The sequence below is a fragment of the Legionella steigerwaltii genome, assembly GCF_001468065.1.
GTDB classification, from domain to species: Bacteria; Pseudomonadota; Gammaproteobacteria; order Legionellales; family Legionellaceae; genus Legionella; species Legionella steigerwaltii.
This window is the reverse complement of record NZ_LNYZ01000015.1, coordinates 48,495-65,135: the sequence shown is the minus strand read 5'-3', so window position 1 is coordinate 65,135 and position 16,641 is coordinate 48,495. Positions and strand designations below refer to the sequence as shown.

Below are 16,641 nucleotides of genomic sequence, written 5' to 3'. Positions count from 1 at the left end.
AAAATTATGAATTTTTTTAAGAAAAATGAGACTAAATATGCTGCATGGGAATAATCAACTTTTAGACGCCAGGGTAATAAAATAGGGATATTGCCGTTTGATTCAGAAACTTGTCTTAAAAAAGCTATTTGTTCCTCTTTTGATTTACCTTTAAAGCCCGGAGCATCCTCCGATAAGAAGCCCATTGAATAATAATCCAAACCATAAGTAATTAATTTATTTACATCCTCAGCATTAAATTTTTTTTCAATATATCGTTCAATGCAATCCTTATCTCTGTCCACACCGGCTCTGGAGCGGTCAATTGTATGGCACACACTCTTTTTCAAATCAATTTTGTTACTCTCTTCGCGAACACTCACCCCCGTTTCAAGCATATCGGCTAGCTTAATACGGGTGACTCCTAATTTTCTGAACCAGCGTATGACCTGCATCATCATTCGAATGAAATTTGAATTCTTTGCATTTAATTTATTATATTCAGATAAATGTTGCTGAAGACTCTGTACGTTTTCACCTTTGCTTTGTTTGCTTTCTTTTTTAGGTATTTTACCAATCATAGCAGCAGCTTCTAATCCGTCATTTAAACCATGGCCTAGCGCATAATTAGGAGTAAAATAAGCATCACCAATTAAATAAAATCCATGATCGTTTACCCGAATCGCAGCTTTACCTGCTAACTGGCTATTTCCTTGGAACGCTAAAATTTTCAATTTATCTTTTTCAGGAGTTTTTTTACTTGGGGTCAGTTCAATATTTAATTCACTTTCTTTAACATTCATATATTTTGCAGCTGCTTTTTTTGCATAAGCAAGAGCATGCTTTTGTGCCTCTGTAACGACGGATTGATAGCTGCTTTCCAGTTTTTCTTTTTCACTTAGAAGATCAGTATCATTAGCATTAATTTTAAGTTTCGCATCAATCTCTCCTATTTTTTTTTGAAGATCTTCTGCCTCCTTAAGATATTCTTGATATTGGTCGTAAATTTCTTTAGGAACCTCTCCGATGAATCCCATTTTGACACTTTTCTTATTACTTTTATCGTGAGATTTTTTTTCAAATCGTAAAAAATACAATCTATGAGATTCGCTATTATCCCCATCATCCATGAAAGACGATGTAAATTCACGCTCAGGAAGCACAAGTGGCTGACCGTCTGCTCTTGATAGTTTTACATAAGCGCCTAAATGAAAGGTATGAGCTATGTGCTTCATTCCCAGAGGTGTTGAACGTTTAATTTGATCACGCTTTTCAAGTTTCGCATTGACCAAAGCAAGTGTTTGAGATCTTCCTCCATCCGCTGCAACCAAATGCTGGTATCCTATTTCTTGTGAGGGTCCATCTTTAGACTTCATGGTAGCTATTCCCCTCGCAGGATCAACGGACTCAAGTGTTGTTTCATACAAAATATTGATCGCATTCATCCCGTTGCTCTCTTTTTCCCGCCTATGTTGCTTATTGAGATTGTTAATTCGATTTAAAATAAATTTTTGCACTGACGCTATCTTAACTTCAGCTGAACCAGCTAATGTATCTAAAAATTTTATATCTGAATCACTCAGTTGATCATTATTTTTATTAATCATGGCGATCAGTTGGTTTTTTCTTTCGGGACTAAGTACAACGACTTGAGGACGTATTGACGATAGTTTTTCAGTTCGTTTTTCTACAATTAAAACTTTATTACCATTACGCGCAGCTTCATATGCTGCAGCTAAACCAACAGGGCCCATCCCAACGATAACCAGATCAGGATGTTTGTCACCATCATCGTAGTCAGTCATTTAATAAACCTCATATTTACACATATTGATTTCCCACCCACTTGAATGAATTATAGACCAATAGATTAAAATAAGCGCGGAGGGACGGTCCGGGACGGACCCCTATAAAAAAGAAACAGATTGCCATTAATCACTACAATAAAGGGGCTGATTTATTACATGAAGATTGGAGCCTTCTGATATCCTTATCTGATAGAATCGTTGTAAATAAGCTTTTATATAATTCCTTTCTTTCTTCTTCATTTGATGCCATTGATAAATATAAAGAACGAAGTGAACCTGTTCTATCATAATTATGATTAAAATAGGTAGCGTAACAGGTTCCCAATTTTCGCATCATTTTACTTAAGCTATCTTGCTTCTTAGGGCATAACTAGGGGGTCCGGTCCCGGGCCGTCCCCTTAAGCACTGCGCTGCCGATCAGACTTTCTCCCTATGACTTTAGGTAAAAGTTTTAGCCCGCCAACCCTATGCATAAAGGAAATATTGTGGAATAATTATCAACCAACTTCAACAATATTTGTCTACTTATATGAAAATAAAAGCAATCACCTTAATAATCTCTATTTTTTTTCCTGTTGCTTTATTTGCTAGTACTTCGAATTGCCCTTTATCAAATGGAATCAATGTACACACCAGAAAGCACATTTTAAATATTTGTAAACAAGGCAGTGTAATTAAGAGTTTTAAAGTAGCTCTCGGATATAAAGGCGTCGGTAAAAAAAAGGCGGGGGATAATAAAACGCCAATTGGTTTATATGGGTTAGCTCATCCAAGAAAATCCAATAAATTTAAAGTCTTTATTCCAATTCTCTACCCGACTACAAAACAATTAGCTGCAGGATATACAGGTAGAGATGTAGGGATCCATGGGCCAACTCAGTCATCGGGTAGGTTAAGTTGGTTTAATAACCTACCCTACTCAACGCGTGGATGCATTGCAGTTGGCAAAAATAACTACATCGAGTATGTGGCTAATTGGGTAAAAACTCATCCTGGGGCTAAGGTTTTAATTATCTAAATAGGGGACGGTCCGGGACGGACCCCCATAAAAAAGAAACAGATTGCTATTAATCACTACAATAAAGGGGCTGATTTATTACATGAAGATTGGAGCTTTCTGATATCCTTATCTGATAGAGCCGTTGTAAATAAGCTTTTGTATAATTCCTTTCTTTCTTCTTCATTTGATGCCATTGATAAATATAAAGAATGAGGTGAAATCATAGTATTGTCTGCCCCCAGTGCATTTGCTCGATAGCTAGACCATTCATATTCTGAGGGATGCTTCACTATATATGCCCTAACGGGGTTTAATTCGATGTATCTCATACAAATGAGAAAATAAGCATCCGCAGTAATAATTGAAGATTTATAACGCCCTTCCAAAAGTGAACCTGTTCTATCATAATTATGATTAAAATAGGTAGCGTAACAGGTTCCCAATTTTCGCATCATTTTACTTAGGCTATCTTGCTTCTTAGGCGTAACAAGCAAATGGGTATGATTTGTCATTAAGACATAGGCATGTATGTCACAATCATATTCAATTGATGTCTCAGATAATTTATTTAGAAAGTAATAAAAGTCTTTTCTTGCATTGAATATATTCTGTTTATTATTCCCTCGCTGAATAATATGATGTGGCTGTCCCGCCATTACAACTCTGGCTTGTCGAGGCATATTTCTTCCTTTAATCGATTTTGGACTCGAGGAGAAAATATACTTTTTTTATAAATTATTCAATCTATTAAAATAAAAATCATAATTAAATTATCAAAACAATTTAAACAATCTGCATACTTTTTGCAGGGGTCCGTCCCGGACCGTCCCCCTAAGCTATCAAACGATAAACAGCATAACGTTCTTTTCCTCCTCTTCGTGTTTGTGCTTCTTTGCCACATGAGTAGTGGGTGTAAAGAACACTTTCTTGTTTCTTTCGACATGGGTATTAGACTTTGCAAAAGAACTTATTTCTACGGCATTAACTCCGGTTTCTTTCTCCAAAATTAGACTCACTAAATCCTCAGGTAACGGTATGTCCTTTAATTGTATATGGGCTTCATTAATCCAAGCGCCTATGTGCTTTTGAAGCTCCTGTGCTTTTGCATGCGTGCTGGGTTGATTGTTAGCGTCGACAATTTTAATGAGGGCATGAGGCAGTGCCTTTCCTAGGTCAATAAGCTCCTTTGTGGGGCGATTTACAATATCTTCTTCAGATAAAGTAATCGTTGTTACTGTCGCGGGAATTGCAGCGACAGCTTGAGTTAGTTCGGCAGCAGTTTTGCTGCTGAGACCATTCCCACTCAGATTAAGTGCGGTCACGCCTGCTGGAATTGCGGCGAAAGCTTGGGCTAGTTCCGCAGCAGTTTTATTACCAAGATAATTCCCGATCAAACTAAGCGAGGTCACGCTTGCTGGAATTGCAGCGAGAATTTGAGCTAGTTCGGCGCCGGTTTTGCCGCCAAGGGCATTCAAGCTCAAATCAAGTGTGGTCACACGTGCTGGAATTGCAGCGACAGCCTGTGCTAATGCTGTAGCGGTTCTTTTGCTAAGGAAGTTCCCACTCAAATTAAGCGAGGTCACACTCGCTGGAATTGCGGCGAAAATTTGAGCTAGTTCGGCTCCGGTTTTGCTGCCAGGGATATTCCAGCTCAAATCAAGTGCGGTCACACCAACGGGAATTCTGGCTAAAGCTTGGGCTAGTTCCACAGCAGTTTTGTTATCAAGAAAATTCCAGCTCAAATTAAGTGTGCTCACACCCCTTGAAATTGCGGCGAAAATTTGAGCTAGTTCAACGCCGGTTTTGTTGTCAAGGCCATTCGCGCTCAAATTAAGCGAGGTCACATTTGCCGGAATTGCGGCGAAAGCCTGGGCTAGTTCAGTAGCGGTTTTGTTGGTAAGATCAGTTAATCGGTAATACATTAATTTATACCTGTGTTAAATATAAGGAAATAGTCGTCCCTGAACATTGGACAGAGGTTGATCAAACCTGCTTAACGCTCTTTTATTCCGCTTCGTGTTTGCCATTCTTAGTGCATAGGCATTGGGTATAAAGAACTCATACTTGTTTATCTCGTTTATTTCTTCTGCATTAACTCCGTTTTTTTTGCGATATGGCCATTGGACGCGAAGAGTATCGAGCTTGGTTCTACTGGACTAACACTTGCTTCCAATATCAGATTAACCAAACGTTCTGGTGATAGGATATCCTCTAGTTGCAGTTGCATATGTGCTTCTTTAATCCTTGCGTCCATGTACTGTTGCAGCTCTTGTGTTTTTGGATGATCACTGGGCTCATTTTTATCGTCGATAATTTTAATAAAGAAATCCGATAGCACTTTTCCTAAATAAATAAGCTCCCCTTTAGAACGATTTACAACATCTCGTTCAGATAAAGTAATTGTTGTTACCGCAGCCGGAATTGCAACGAAAGCTTGGGTTAGTTCGTCAGTGGTTTTCGTGGAAAGATCATTCCCGCTCAAATCAAGTGAGCTCACGCCCGCTGAAATTGCAGCAAAAGCCTGGGCCAGTTCAACAGCGGTTTTATTACCAAGACCATTCCAGCTCAAATCAAGTTCGGCCGCACCTACTGGTGTTGCGGCTAAAATTTGAGTGAGTTCAGCGTCGGTTTTCTTGCCAAGGCCATTTCCGCTCAAATGAAGTGTGGTCACACCCGCTGGAATTGCGGCTAAAATTTGAGTTAGCTCAGCACCAGTTTTCTTGCCAAGGTCATTTCCGCTCAAATGAAGTGTGGTCACACCCGCTGGAATTGCCGCGAAAGACTGGATTAATTCAGCAACGGTTTTGTTGCCAAGACTATTCCAGCTCAAATCAAGTTCGGTCGCATGTACTGGGGTTGCAGCTAAAATTTGAATTAGTTCAGCACCGTTTTTTTTGCCAAGGCCATTTCCCCTCAAATGAAGTGTGGTCACACCATCTGGAATTGCGGCGAAAGCCCCGGATAGTTCGGTTCCGGTTTTCTTGTCGAGGTCATTCAAGGTCAAATTAAGTGAAGTTACACCTGCTGGAGTTGCCGCGAAAATTTGAGTTAGTTCAGCACCAGTTTTGTTGCCAAGACCATTCCAACTCAAATTCAGTGTGGTCACATCCGTTGGAATTTCGGCGAAAATTTGCGCTAATTCGGCATCAGTTTTGTTGCCAAGGTCATTTTTACTCAAATCAAGTGTGGTCACGCCCGCTGGAATTGTCACAAAGATTTGAGCTAGTTCAGCGGCGGTTTTTTTACCAAGATCAGTTAATGAGTAATACATAATTTAATACCGTTATAATAAATATTATGAAAAAGTCGTTCTAATCGTCGGACAAGACGTTAAACAACAAATATCATGACGCTCTGTTGCTCTTCTTCATGCTTGTGATTCTTCATGAAATCGGCCTTTGGCGTGAAAAATGCATTTTTGTTTGTTTCAACAGGAACATTAGCCTTTGAAAAATCGCTTATTTCTACTGCAGCAACAGTTTCTTTTTCCAATATCAAGTTAGCCAAATCCTTTGGTAAGGATATATCCTTTATTTGCCTATGTGTTTCATTAATCCTTGCTCCCATGATCTTTTGCAGCTCGTGTGTTTTTTCGTGATTACTGGGTTGATTATTATCATCGACAATTTTAATGATGGAATGAGGCCGTGATTTTCCTAGGATCATCAGCTCCTCGGTAGAGCGATTGATTATATCTATTTCAGATAAAGTAATCGTGGTTACTTCAGCGGGAATTGCCTCTAAAATCTGGGTTAGTTCAGCTGCGGTTTCGTTGTAAAGCTCATTCCAGCTCAGATTAAGTGAGGTCACACCTGCTGGAATTGCCGCTAAAGCTTCGACTAGTTCGGCAAGGGTTTTGCTGTAAAGGTCATTTCCACTCAAATTAAGTAAAGTCACACTTTTCGGAATTGCCGCCAAAACCTGGGCTAATTCTGCGCCGGTATTCTTATTAAGGTAATCCCAGCTCAAGTTAAGTGAGGCCACACTTGCTGGAATTGCCGCGAAAATTTGGGCTAATTCGGCAGCAGTTTTGTTGTCAAAATCACACCAGCTTAAATCAAGTGAGGTCACATTTGCTGGAATTGACGCCAGTGCCTGAACTAGTTCGGCATTGGTTTTCTTGTAGAGGCCATTGTTACTCAAAATAAGTGAGGCCACACTTGATGGAATTGCGGCGAACATTTGAGCTAGTTCAGCACCAGTTTTATTGTCAAAGCCATTCCCGCTCAAATTAAGTGAGGTCACTCCCTTTGGGATTGCAGCAAAAATTTGAGCTAGTTCGGCGCTAGTTTTATTGTGAAGACCATTCCAGCTCATATCAAGTGAGGTCGTGTCCTCTGGAATTGCTGCTACTATTTGGGCTATTTCGACAGCAGTTTTCTTGTCAAGGTCAGTTAATTGGAAATGCATAATTTACCTCTATAAAATATAATGAAATTCTTGTCCTGATAACCAGATATGAAATACAAAATTCCTTGCTTCTATCTGAATAATTTTTGGCACAAATATTTTCTCTATTTGATCAATTTAACGACCAATTGTACTTTGTTTCGCCTTTATTCAAATCGGCGAAATTCACCTATTGACATATATTCTTAACTCTGATGGCAGATTTTTTGGGGACGGTCCGGGACGGACCCCTATAAAAAAGAAACAGATTGCCGTTAATCGCCACACTAAAGGGGCTGATTTATTCATGAGAACTGGATTTTTCTGATATCCTTATCAGATAGAACCGACTTTTAGTTGCTTCATTGGGAAATAACAGGACGCATCATCGCGTTTCTCAAATTGAAAAAATTCAAAGGATACATTTAGAGAGTACCTTTTACTAAGGCCAGTTAATGGTAACTGTGTAATTTAATACCTTCTGTTAGTATAACGAACGAGTTGTCCTGATCATCGAACAAGACTTTGAACAGCCAGCATCACGCCCTTTTGCTTCTCTTTATGCTGGTGATTCTTCGTGAAATCGGCGTTTGGCGTGAAGAACGCATTCTTGTTTATTTCAACAGGAGCATTAGCCTTTGCAAAAGCGCTTATTTCTACAGCGTTAACTCCGGTTTCTTTCTCCAAGATCAGATCAACCAAATCTTCGGGTAACGGGATATCTTTTAGTTGTGCATGGGCTTCATTAATCCAGGCTCCCATGTACTTTTGCAGCTCCTGTGTTTTTGCATGCGTGCCGGGTTGATTACTCACGTCGACAATTTTAATGAGGGCATGCGGCAGAGCCTTTCCTAGGTCAATAAGTTCCTTTGTGGGGCGATTTACAATATCTTCTTCAGATAAAGTAATCGTTGTTACTGTCGCGGGAATTGCGGCTAGAATTTGGGCTAGTTCGGCTCCGGTTTTCTTGTCAAGGCTATTTAAGCTCAAATCAAGTGCAATAACGCTTGTTGGAATTACCGCGAAAGCTTGGGCTAGTTCAGCGCCGGTTTTGTTGTCAAGGCCATTCCCGCTCAAATTAAGCGAGGTCACACCTGCTGGAATTGCCGAAAACGCTTGGGCTAGTTCGGCTCCGGTTTTGTTACCAAGATTATTCCAGATCAAATTAAGTGCAGTCACACCCGCTGGAATTGCCGCAAATGCTTGGGCTAGTTCGGCACCAGTTTTGTTGGCAAGACCATTCGAGTTTAAATCGAGTGATGCCACACCAGCTGGAATTGCCGCAAACGCTTGGGCTAGTTCGGCGCCGGTTTTGCTGTCAAAGCCATTCCCGTTCAAATTAAGTGATGCCACACTTGCTGGAATTGCCGCGAAAGCTTGGGCTAGTTCGACGCCAGTTTTGTCGCCAAGAACATTCAGGCTCAAATTAAGTGTGATCATACCCGCTGGAATTGCCGCAAACGCTTGGGCTAGTTCGGCGCCGGTTTTCTTGTAAAGAAAATTCAGGCTCAAATTAAGTTCAGTCACACTTATTGGAATTGCTGCGAAAGCTTGGACTAGTTCGGCAGCTGTTTTGTTACCAAGGTCATTCGTACTCAATAAAAGCGAGGTCACACCTGCCGGAATTGCCGCGACGGCCTGGGCTAGTTCAGCACCGGTTTTATTGCCAAGGTTAGTTAATGAGTAATACATAATTTTAATACCTTTGTTAAATAGAGTGAAATAACCGTCTTGATAAACCGTCAGGAGCTATACAGCTCCTTGGTTCCTTTGTTATGGAGTGGCTTCATGGTTTTCGTCTTTAACTGTATTAACTGTCGGCATAAATAACCCTTTGCTCGATAAAATTAATGCCAAATTGTATTTTTTTTGCCTTTCATTTAAATCGGTGAAATTCACCCATTGACATATATTCATAACTCTGAGGGCAAATTCATGGAGATTTATTGATAATGGCGAGAGACAAGGAAATTTCTTGCAGGAATTTTAATTTGATTTAACTTTGGAAAAGATAAAGTAGTTGAGAATATCTATGATTTTATTCGCGAATTGTTCACAGATTCGAGAAATAATTTATTTTTTATATCAGTAAGTTGAGATGCTTTTTCTATCAAATCACTTCGATGATAGCAGTTTAATTTGCTTTTAGCGTTATTAATATGATGTTCAACTGTTCGGGGTGAAATTTCCAAAACATAAGCAATCTGTTTTAAAGCGAATCCTTTGATTAAATAATAAAGGCATTGTAACTCTCTTTCAGAAACAATAGGGTCATTCGAGATATTGGCCAAAGGAGTTTTTCTATCAATTTTTATAAGGTTTAAGGTGCCACTCACTTTATTCCTGATATAAACAGGCGACTTAACTGCAGTAAGAGTATATTTATTGTTTTGATGTATCATGACCTCAACAAATTCTAACGATTTTTGTGAGGACATCACTCTTAAGTCATGTTCACGCCATTCGGCTGCATGTTCTTTCCAGGGAAAATCAAAATTTGTTTTGTACAATAACTCATCTTGTGACAGTTCCAAAAAGTGACACGATTCTTCATTGCAATTGACATATTTCCCTTCTGAATCTAAATGATAAACATGCCAATCGGGTAAAGAAAATAAACTTTCCATACTAATAGAAGGCATTAAATCATTGACTTCAGATTTATTCTTACCGCTCAATATATGCATATTAATTTCATTTAAAACTATAGAAGAATAATTATACGTATTATAAATTAAAAATGGCCCATTGTACATATATTGTACAAATCGTATTGATTAAATCATAGCGTACATCGGCAAATAGGTACTATTTCTGGAGTGAATCAAACCGGGGGGTACGGTAATCATTGTGAGCGTAATTAAGTGCAATTTGATCTGCTGTTATAGTTTGAAATTGTTTCAACATATCATTAGAACGTGACGCTCCGGTATAAATAGGGGGACGGTCCGGGACGGACCCCTATAAAAAAGAAACAGGTTGCCGTTAATCACTACAATAAAGGGGCTGATTTATTACATGAGGACTAAATGATTAAAATAATTTAAACAATCTGAATACTTTCTGTAGGGGTCCGTCCCGGACCGTCCCCCACCTTTTGGTAATCAGAGTGCGCATAATTAAGTGCGATTTGATCCGCTGTCATGGTTTGAAACTGTTTCAACATATCACTAGCACGAGACTTTCCAGTAAGTTGAAGGATTAGATTATTTATATCAACATTAAAATCCCTCGCGTAGTTTGCAACGAGTGGCCGCCAAATGGTATTAAGATAATCTGATATAGAATAAAATTCTTCTCCACTATGAGTTATTCTAGCCTCACTCCCTTTTTTTAATACGCTATCACGATTAAGCATGAACCAACGATGTTCTGGTACTATTAATGGTTCCTTTGCTTTAAGTTTATGTAAAATACTCATGAAGGTTAGGACCATTGCCTGGGTAAATACATATAACTTTGCCAGCTCTGTTGTGTCAGCAAGTCTTATTTCGATACGATACCCGGCTGATGGATTTTTTTCGTCAATCAATTTGGGAAAAATATCGTACCAAACATTATATTTTCGTAAGGTATTTGCTTCATCAGGTAGATTACTACAATAAGATTTAAACTCACTTAAATTACAAATGTCTAAAGGTAATGGACCTGTACGACTCCCACTAAGCGCATCATTAAGACGGACTCTAAATGATTTATAGTTGGTGTTTCTGTTTGCGAAAACAGGTGATGATTGTGTAATTACCGAACAAGGCCACATGTACACTTGTAACCAATGACATAATGGAATCAAATAGTCTATGTCACGGACATCCACTCCAAGATTTATTTGAAAGCTGCAATAAAACAATGGTCCACCCTGCTCGGCCATTAAGGGTAAAGAAGCCAAACAATAGGGACTGTCAGTCATGATTAATTCATCACGACCTCTTCCTGGATGTAGCCCTAATAAAAGCAATAGGTGTCCTTGTTGATATAAAAAATTATTGGCAGCGTGCAAATTTGCAGAAAGGTTTTTAAATGCCAAGTCCACGTCGTGACAGGGCAAAGTAGATAACTCTATTGTAGCGGCGTCAAACTCAGTTTGAAGAGGAGGATAACCTTGAGAGTTCAAATAGGACGAAAGCTTTTGAAACGCCCCGTTATTAAAATCAATAATAGCCTTACCTGAATCGATATCAATCACATTGGCTTCTAATTCTAATCCAATGGACAGTTGATGAGCCGCCATTTGATTACCATTTTATAAGGTAAGATAAGTTTAAGAATAGATTAGATTAATTCATTTATCAAACTCCCATAGAGCTAGGAAATCGCTGAAATTGAAGTTAAAAATCAATGGCCTGGGATATGCTAAAATTATTTAGTGACGGATAGGTAAATTGCGAAGGGAAGCAAGGAAGATGAATAAAATCAAAACTCCTTTACTAGATGGTCTATTGACGTCTCAAAAACTTGATGAATTGAAAGAGTACTTTAGGAGAAGTTTTGAAACTTATGAAAATCTATTTGCTTGTATTGCAAATGACGAAGCCTATTACTTACGTGCCGAACCTTTAAGACACCCCTTGATATTTTATTATGGCCACACTGCAACTTTTTTTATCAATAAACTGATTCTTGGGCGATACATTGACACAAGGATTAATGAAGACTTCGAATCCATGTTTGCTGTTGGTGTGGATGAAATGTCTTGGGATGATTTGAATACAACCCATTATGATTGGCCTAAAGTGAAGGAAGTTGCAGAGTACCGCAAGCACGTGAAAATATTAATTGAACAATTAATTGGCACAATCCCTCCTAATACAACTATAACTCAAGACTCTCTAGCTTGGGTTATTTTAATGGGTATAGAGCATGAACGGATCCACCTCGAAACCTCTTCAGTAATTTTAAGAATGGTTCCATTAAACTACCTGCGTCAATCAAATAAATGGCGGGTTTGTAGTGAGACTGGTGAGGCCCCCTTTAATGAATTAATCGCTGTGGCTGGAGAGAGCCTGACATTAGGACGTGGCGATGAAAATAAAATTTTTGGTTGGGATAATGAGTTCGGGAGCAAAAACATTTTGGTAAACGATTTTTATGCCTCAAAATTTTTAGTATCTAACCAAGAGTTTTTATCATTTATTGAGTCTGGAGGCTACGAAAACTTAGAGTGGTGGACCTCCGAAGGTAAAAAATGGCTCAGTTATACTAATGCAAAAATGCCTCGATTTTGGCGATTTGAAAACGGTCAATTTTGGCAAAGAAATCTGCTTGAAGAAGTACCTTTACCCCTTAATTGGCCAGTTGAAGTCAATTATCATGAAGCTAAAGCTTTTTGTAATTGGAAATCATTGATGGAAAATAAATACATTCGCTTACCCACTGAAGCAGAATGGACTATTCTCCGTAACCAAATTGAAGATGATGTCACTGATTGGCAAGTGGCTCCTGGAAATATCGATCTTGAATACTATGCTTCATCATGTCCCATAGATAAATTTAAAAATGGATCGTTTTATGATGTTCTAGGTAATGTATGGCAATGGACTGAGACAGCAATTGATGCATTTCCTGGTTTTAAGGTGCATAACCTGTATGATGATTTCTCCACTCCAACATTTGATGGGCAACATAACTTAATTAAGGGTGGGTCATGGATTTCAACAGGCAATCTGGCCACAAAAAAAGCCCGATACGCATTTAGACGCCATTTTTTCCAACATGCGGGTTTTCGTTATGTACAAAGTGAGCATCCTTTATTACCAAACGAAAAAATAAATGCTTATGAAACTGATCCATTAATATCCCAACAATTAGCACTCCATTATGGAAATGAATACTTCAGGATTCCCAATTTTCCAGTAGCTTGTATCAACCAATGTAAAAAATTTTTTAATAAAATACCCACTCTCAAAGCATTGGATCTTGGTTGCTCAGTGGGTCGTTTTAGTTTTGAATTAGCTAAATACTTTGAACATGTTGATGGAATTGATTTTTCAACTCGCTTTATACAACAAGCATTGCGCTTAAAAAAAGAAAGAATTATTCGCTATACAATAACTTCTGAAGGTGATTTAGTCGATTATAAAGAATTGAAATTATTTGACTTAGGTTATCATGATTTAATTGATAAAATTAATTTTATTCAAGGAGATGCTTGTAATCTAAAACCTATTTTTAAAGATTATAATTTTATATTTTTTGCTAATTTAATAGAGAAACTTCATAACCCCGCCTTGTTCTTAGAAACGATCAGTGGCCGTCTAAAACCTAAAGGGATTCTGGCTTTAACATCTACTTATGCTTGGTTAGAAGAATACACTGATAAAAACAACTGGCTAGGTGGCATTAAAGTGAATGGAGAATCTCAAAAAACCATAGAGGGTTTAAAAACGATACTCAAACCTCGATTTAACTTAATTACAACACACGACATCCCTTTTGTCATTCGGGAAAGTGAGCGCAAATTCCAGCACTCTATAGCGCAATTGTCCCTATGGCAATTAAAAGAATAGAAATAGACCGTCGTTTTAAATCTACCCTAAATTTTGTTCCAATGACTGATCATGCAAGAATAAACAGATTTATTCTCAAGTTTTGTTATGCTCCATAATTCAGCATGAAACTCTTGTGCCACTATTTTGTCGCTACTCCTGGTGCTCCTTTGTGCCGGCTTTCTTTTTTGTTTCCTCACAGAGTCGGCAAGTACCTCTACCAATACTTAAATACTCTATACCTAAACTTGCTAGGTGTTCACGATTATATATATTTCTGCCATCAAAAATGACTTGATATCTTAACAATTTTTTTATTAGCTCAAAATCAGGCTCTAAAAAATCTTCCCATTCAGTCACAATCACCAAAGCATCTGCACCTATCAAGGCATCCTCTTTGCTCGTGCACAAAATTAAATCGTCTCGAGCCCCAAATAAAACTCTCGCTTCAGTTGTGGCTGCGGGATCGTAAGCCCTAACCTTTGCGCCGTGCTGCCATAATTCTTTTAATAAGGTAATGCTGACGGCATCGCGCATATCAGAAGAATTGGGCTTAAATGCCAGCCCCCATACGGCAATCGTTTTATCATACAAATACTCATTAAAATATCGAAACACTTTATAAAATAAGACATGTTTTTGCCTTTCATTTACTCGTTCAATTGCATTGAGTATTGGAAAAGAATAATGAATTCTTTTCTCAGCTTTTAACAGTGCTTTAATATCTTTGGAAAAACAGGATCCTCCAAAACCACCGCCAGCACTAAGAAAATAAGGATTAATACGTTCATCAGCCCCCATTCCTTCTTTTATACTATTGATATTTGCACCCATATAGTCAGCAATGTTAGCGATTTCATTAATAAAGCTTATTTTCAGTGCTAGAAAAGTGTTAGAGGCATATTTAACGAGTTCAGCAGAACAGGTGCTCATGGTAATAAACTGCTTATCAGAAGTCATTGTTGCTTTAAATAACTCTTTCATTTTATGAATAATATCAGGATCTTCGGAGCCAATGATAATGCGATTAGGATGCATAAAATTATGAACAGCGTTCCCTTCCTGTAAGAACTCAGGATTAAAAGCAATTCCCACCTTTATATTTGATTTTCTCTCAGCTAATTCGGCGTCAATAATGGCTTTTACTTTATGAGTGGTGCCTATAGGAATGGTAGATTTCGTGATGACGATGCAGTTTTTGTCGATATATTGACCAATGTTTTTGCTCGCTGCAAAAACGTAAGTTAAATCGGCAGAACCATCCTCAGTAGGAGGTGTACCCACGGTGATAAATTGATAATCCCCATGTTGCACTGCTTTGACGGGATCCGTAGTGAATGAGATGCGATTATTGGCTAAATTTTTTTCCAGCAGTTCTTCAAGCCCTGGCTCAAAGAATGATATAATGCCTTCATTGAGTTGTTCAATCTTCCTTTCATCTGTGTCTAGACAAATGACTTGATTACCCAGTTCGGCCAATCCGCTCCCTAAAACCAGTCCCACATATCCAATTCCGTGAATAGTGATTTTATTCATTCTTAAATTCTCCTACAAGCGTGTCACCAGTTTTGAGAACCTTCCCGAACATCCAACCTAGAAGGTACAATACAGGCAACAAATACAACTCCGGCGGTCCTAGCCCGTCCTGGTTCGCTCATTGTTACTCCCCCTAGGGGGGGCTTAGCGCTACCACAATGACTGATGCCTTTCGTATGCCTTATATTTTGCCTACGGCAAAACATCCGGCTCTAAGGCTACCAAGAACCAACCTCGCTCGTTCCTCACTTCCATGGCGAAAGCGAGTGAGGAAATGGATAGCAATGAATAATTAGTTGATACAATAGCAATTATAGTATAAATTTAAATCAATTGAACATTCAAACAATTGAACATTCAAATGAAATAGAAATTACAACTGCATGACAATTTCTTATTCAGTGAAACACATTAAGCATGGAGCAAAATCTTATGAAAACAGTAAAAACGGTATTGGTCACCGGAGGTGCTGGTTTTATTGGCACTAACTTGTGTGAGACACTGCTTGAACAAGGTCACAAAGTCATCTGTTTAGACAATTTTTTTACTGGTTCATTGGAAAATATTGCCCCTCTGCAAGAAAATAAGAATTTCACTGTCATTGAGCATGATATCTGTACACCGATTGATTTAAAAAATATCGATGAAATTTATAATATTGCTTGTCCTGCATCACCCGTCCATTATCAAAAAGATCCACTTTTTACTATTAAGACCTCAGTTCTTGGCGCATTCAATCTGTTGGAATTGGCTAGAAAGAATAAAGCAAAAATTTTGCAAACTTCCACATCTGAAGTTTATGGTGATCCAACCGTACATCCACAACCAGAATCTTACTGGGGCAATGTGAATCCTATTGGACCTCGTGCTTGCTATGATGAAGGCAAGCGTTGTGCTGAAACTATTTTTACAAATTACATACATCAATACGGCTTAGAGGTGAAAATCGCCCGGATTTTCAATACTTATGGTCCCAAAATGCAAGCAAATGATGGACGAGTGGTCAGTAATTTTGTCATTCAAGCACTGCAAAACCAAGATCTCAGTGTCTATGGGACAGGCAATCAAACACGCAGTTTTTGCTTTATCAGCGATTTAGTGGATGGGTTGATTAAATTAATGGCTACCGATAAAGAGTGCTCTGGACCGATTAACCTTGGAAACCCTAATGAATTTACGATTATGGAATTAGCGAAAATTGTTATCGAATTAGTTGGTGGTAAGACTCGTACCGTATTTCACAGTTTGCCGATTGATGATCCCAAACAACGACGACCTGATATTACATTGGCAAAAACCAAGTTGAATTGGCATCCAAAAGTTGATTTGCAAGATGGGTTAAAACGTACAATAGAATATTTTGCCAACAAACTTTCTTCACATGATGGAATTCACCACTGATTTTAATATAGTATTATTGAGATAATCAGCATATTGAAATATA

The 16,641-nt window shown here is 38.4% G+C and carries 12 protein-coding genes; 3 read left to right on the top strand and 9 right to left on the bottom strand.

Translation table 11 applies throughout. The features are described from left to right. On the bottom strand, nt 1-1,784 hold a 1,784-nt coding region (locus tag Lstg_RS11555; protein WP_156413869.1), incomplete at its 3' end, for an FAD-dependent oxidoreductase. Between the two features lie 532 nt (nt 1,785-2,316). On the opposite strand from Lstg_RS11555, the gene Lstg_RS11545 reads away from it, so the two are divergent. Beyond that, nucleotides 2,317-2,805 carry a L,D-transpeptidase family protein gene (locus tag Lstg_RS11545; RefSeq protein ID WP_058477839.1) on the top strand — a complete coding sequence of 163 codons (489 nt, stop codon included), beginning with the start codon at nt 2,317-2,319 and terminating at the stop codon, nt 2,803-2,805. A gap of 56 nt (nt 2,806-2,861) precedes the next feature. On the opposite strand, the gene Lstg_RS11540 is transcribed toward Lstg_RS11545, so the two are convergent. The 7 genes from Lstg_RS11540 to Lstg_RS11510 form a co-directional block, all read right to left on the bottom strand. After that, nucleotides 2,862-3,467, bottom strand: coding sequence for a transposase (locus tag Lstg_RS11540; RefSeq protein ID WP_058477838.1), 606 nt, complete (start codon nt 3,465-3,467; stop codon nt 2,862-2,864). A 159-nt stretch (nt 3,468-3,626) separates the two neighbouring features. After that, nucleotides 3,627-4,709, bottom strand: coding sequence for a leucine-rich repeat domain-containing protein (locus tag Lstg_RS11535; RefSeq protein WP_058477837.1), 1,083 nt, complete (start codon nt 4,707-4,709; stop codon nt 3,627-3,629). Nucleotides 4,710-4,864: 155 nt separating this feature from the next. After that, nucleotides 4,865-6,058, bottom strand: coding sequence for a leucine-rich repeat domain-containing protein (locus Lstg_RS11530; protein WP_058477836.1), 1,194 nt, complete (start codon nt 6,056-6,058; stop codon nt 4,865-4,867). A gap of 59 nt (nt 6,059-6,117) precedes the next feature. Further along, nucleotides 6,118-7,197 carry a leucine-rich repeat domain-containing protein gene (locus Lstg_RS11525; RefSeq protein ID WP_058477835.1) on the bottom strand — a complete coding sequence of 360 codons (1,080 nt, stop codon included), beginning with the start codon at nt 7,195-7,197 and terminating at the stop codon, nt 6,118-6,120. Between the two features lie 489 nt (nt 7,198-7,686). Then, on the bottom strand, nt 7,687-8,868 hold the full coding sequence (locus Lstg_RS18000; protein ID WP_058477834.1) for a leucine-rich repeat domain-containing protein: 1,182 nt from the start codon (nt 8,866-8,868) through the stop codon (nt 7,687-7,689). Between the two features lie 338 nt (nt 8,869-9,206). Beyond that, a complete protein-coding gene (locus Lstg_RS11515) occupies nt 9,207-9,863 on the bottom strand; it encodes a LuxR C-terminal-related transcriptional regulator (protein ID WP_058477833.1) in 657 nt (218 codons plus the stop codon). 356 nt (nt 9,864-10,219) lie between these two features. Continuing rightward, nucleotides 10,220-11,407 carry a glutamate-cysteine ligase family protein gene (locus Lstg_RS11510; RefSeq protein WP_058477832.1) on the bottom strand — a complete coding sequence of 396 codons (1,188 nt, stop codon included), beginning with the start codon at nt 11,405-11,407 and terminating at the stop codon, nt 10,220-10,222. A 172-nt stretch (nt 11,408-11,579) separates the two neighbouring features. On the opposite strand from Lstg_RS11510, the gene ovoA reads away from it, so the two are divergent. After that, nucleotides 11,580-13,682, top strand: coding sequence for a 5-histidylcysteine sulfoxide synthase (gene ovoA, locus Lstg_RS11505; protein WP_058477831.1), 2,103 nt, complete (start codon nt 11,580-11,582; stop codon nt 13,680-13,682). Nucleotides 13,683-13,814: 132 nt separating this feature from the next. Here the strand turns inward: ovoA and Lstg_RS11500 are convergent, their stop codons facing one another. Further along, the gene (locus Lstg_RS11500) at nt 13,815-15,197 is read right to left on the bottom strand and encodes a UDP-glucose dehydrogenase family protein (RefSeq protein WP_058477830.1); all 1,383 of its coding nucleotides are present in this window, start codon (nt 15,195-15,197) and stop codon (nt 13,815-13,817) included. Nucleotides 15,198-15,629: 432 nt separating this feature from the next. On the opposite strand from Lstg_RS11500, the gene Lstg_RS11495 reads away from it, so the two are divergent. Beyond that, on the top strand, nt 15,630-16,598 hold the full coding sequence (locus tag Lstg_RS11495; RefSeq protein ID WP_058477829.1) for a UDP-glucuronic acid decarboxylase family protein: 969 nt from the start codon (nt 15,630-15,632) through the stop codon (nt 16,596-16,598). Nucleotides 16,599-16,641: the final 43 nt, after the last annotated feature.

What these genes read in the sequence shown, in the direction of transcription:
- Lstg_RS11545 (WP_058477839.1), top strand. Translation starts at nt 2,317, where the DNA reads ATGAAAATAAAAGCAATCACCTTAATAATCTCTATTTTTTTTCCTGTT.
- Lstg_RS11540 (WP_058477838.1), bottom strand. Translation starts at nt 3,467, where the DNA reads ATGCCTCGACAAGCCAGAGTTGTAATGGCGGGACAGCCACATCATATT.
- Lstg_RS11535 (WP_058477837.1), bottom strand. Translation starts at nt 4,709, where the DNA reads ATGTATTACCGATTAACTGATCTTACCAACAAAACCGCTACTGAACTA.
- Lstg_RS11530 (WP_058477836.1), bottom strand. Translation starts at nt 6,058, where the DNA reads ATGTATTACTCATTAACTGATCTTGGTAAAAAAACCGCCGCTGAACTA.
- Lstg_RS11525 (WP_058477835.1), bottom strand. Translation starts at nt 7,197, where the DNA reads ATGCATTTCCAATTAACTGACCTTGACAAGAAAACTGCTGTCGAAATA.
- Lstg_RS18000 (WP_058477834.1), bottom strand. Translation starts at nt 8,868, where the DNA reads ATGTATTACTCATTAACTAACCTTGGCAATAAAACCGGTGCTGAACTA.
- Lstg_RS11515 (WP_058477833.1), bottom strand. Translation starts at nt 9,863, where the DNA reads ATGCATATATTGAGCGGTAAGAATAAATCTGAAGTCAATGATTTAATG.
- Lstg_RS11510 (WP_058477832.1), bottom strand. Translation starts at nt 11,407, where the DNA reads ATGGCGGCTCATCAACTGTCCATTGGATTAGAATTAGAAGCCAATGTG.
- ovoA (WP_058477831.1), top strand. Translation starts at nt 11,580, where the DNA reads ATGAATAAAATCAAAACTCCTTTACTAGATGGTCTATTGACGTCTCAA.
- Lstg_RS11500 (WP_058477830.1), bottom strand. Translation starts at nt 15,197, where the DNA reads ATGAATAAAATCACTATTCACGGAATTGGATATGTGGGACTGGTTTTA.
- Lstg_RS11495 (WP_058477829.1), top strand. Translation starts at nt 15,630, where the DNA reads ATGAAAACAGTAAAAACGGTATTGGTCACCGGAGGTGCTGGTTTTATT.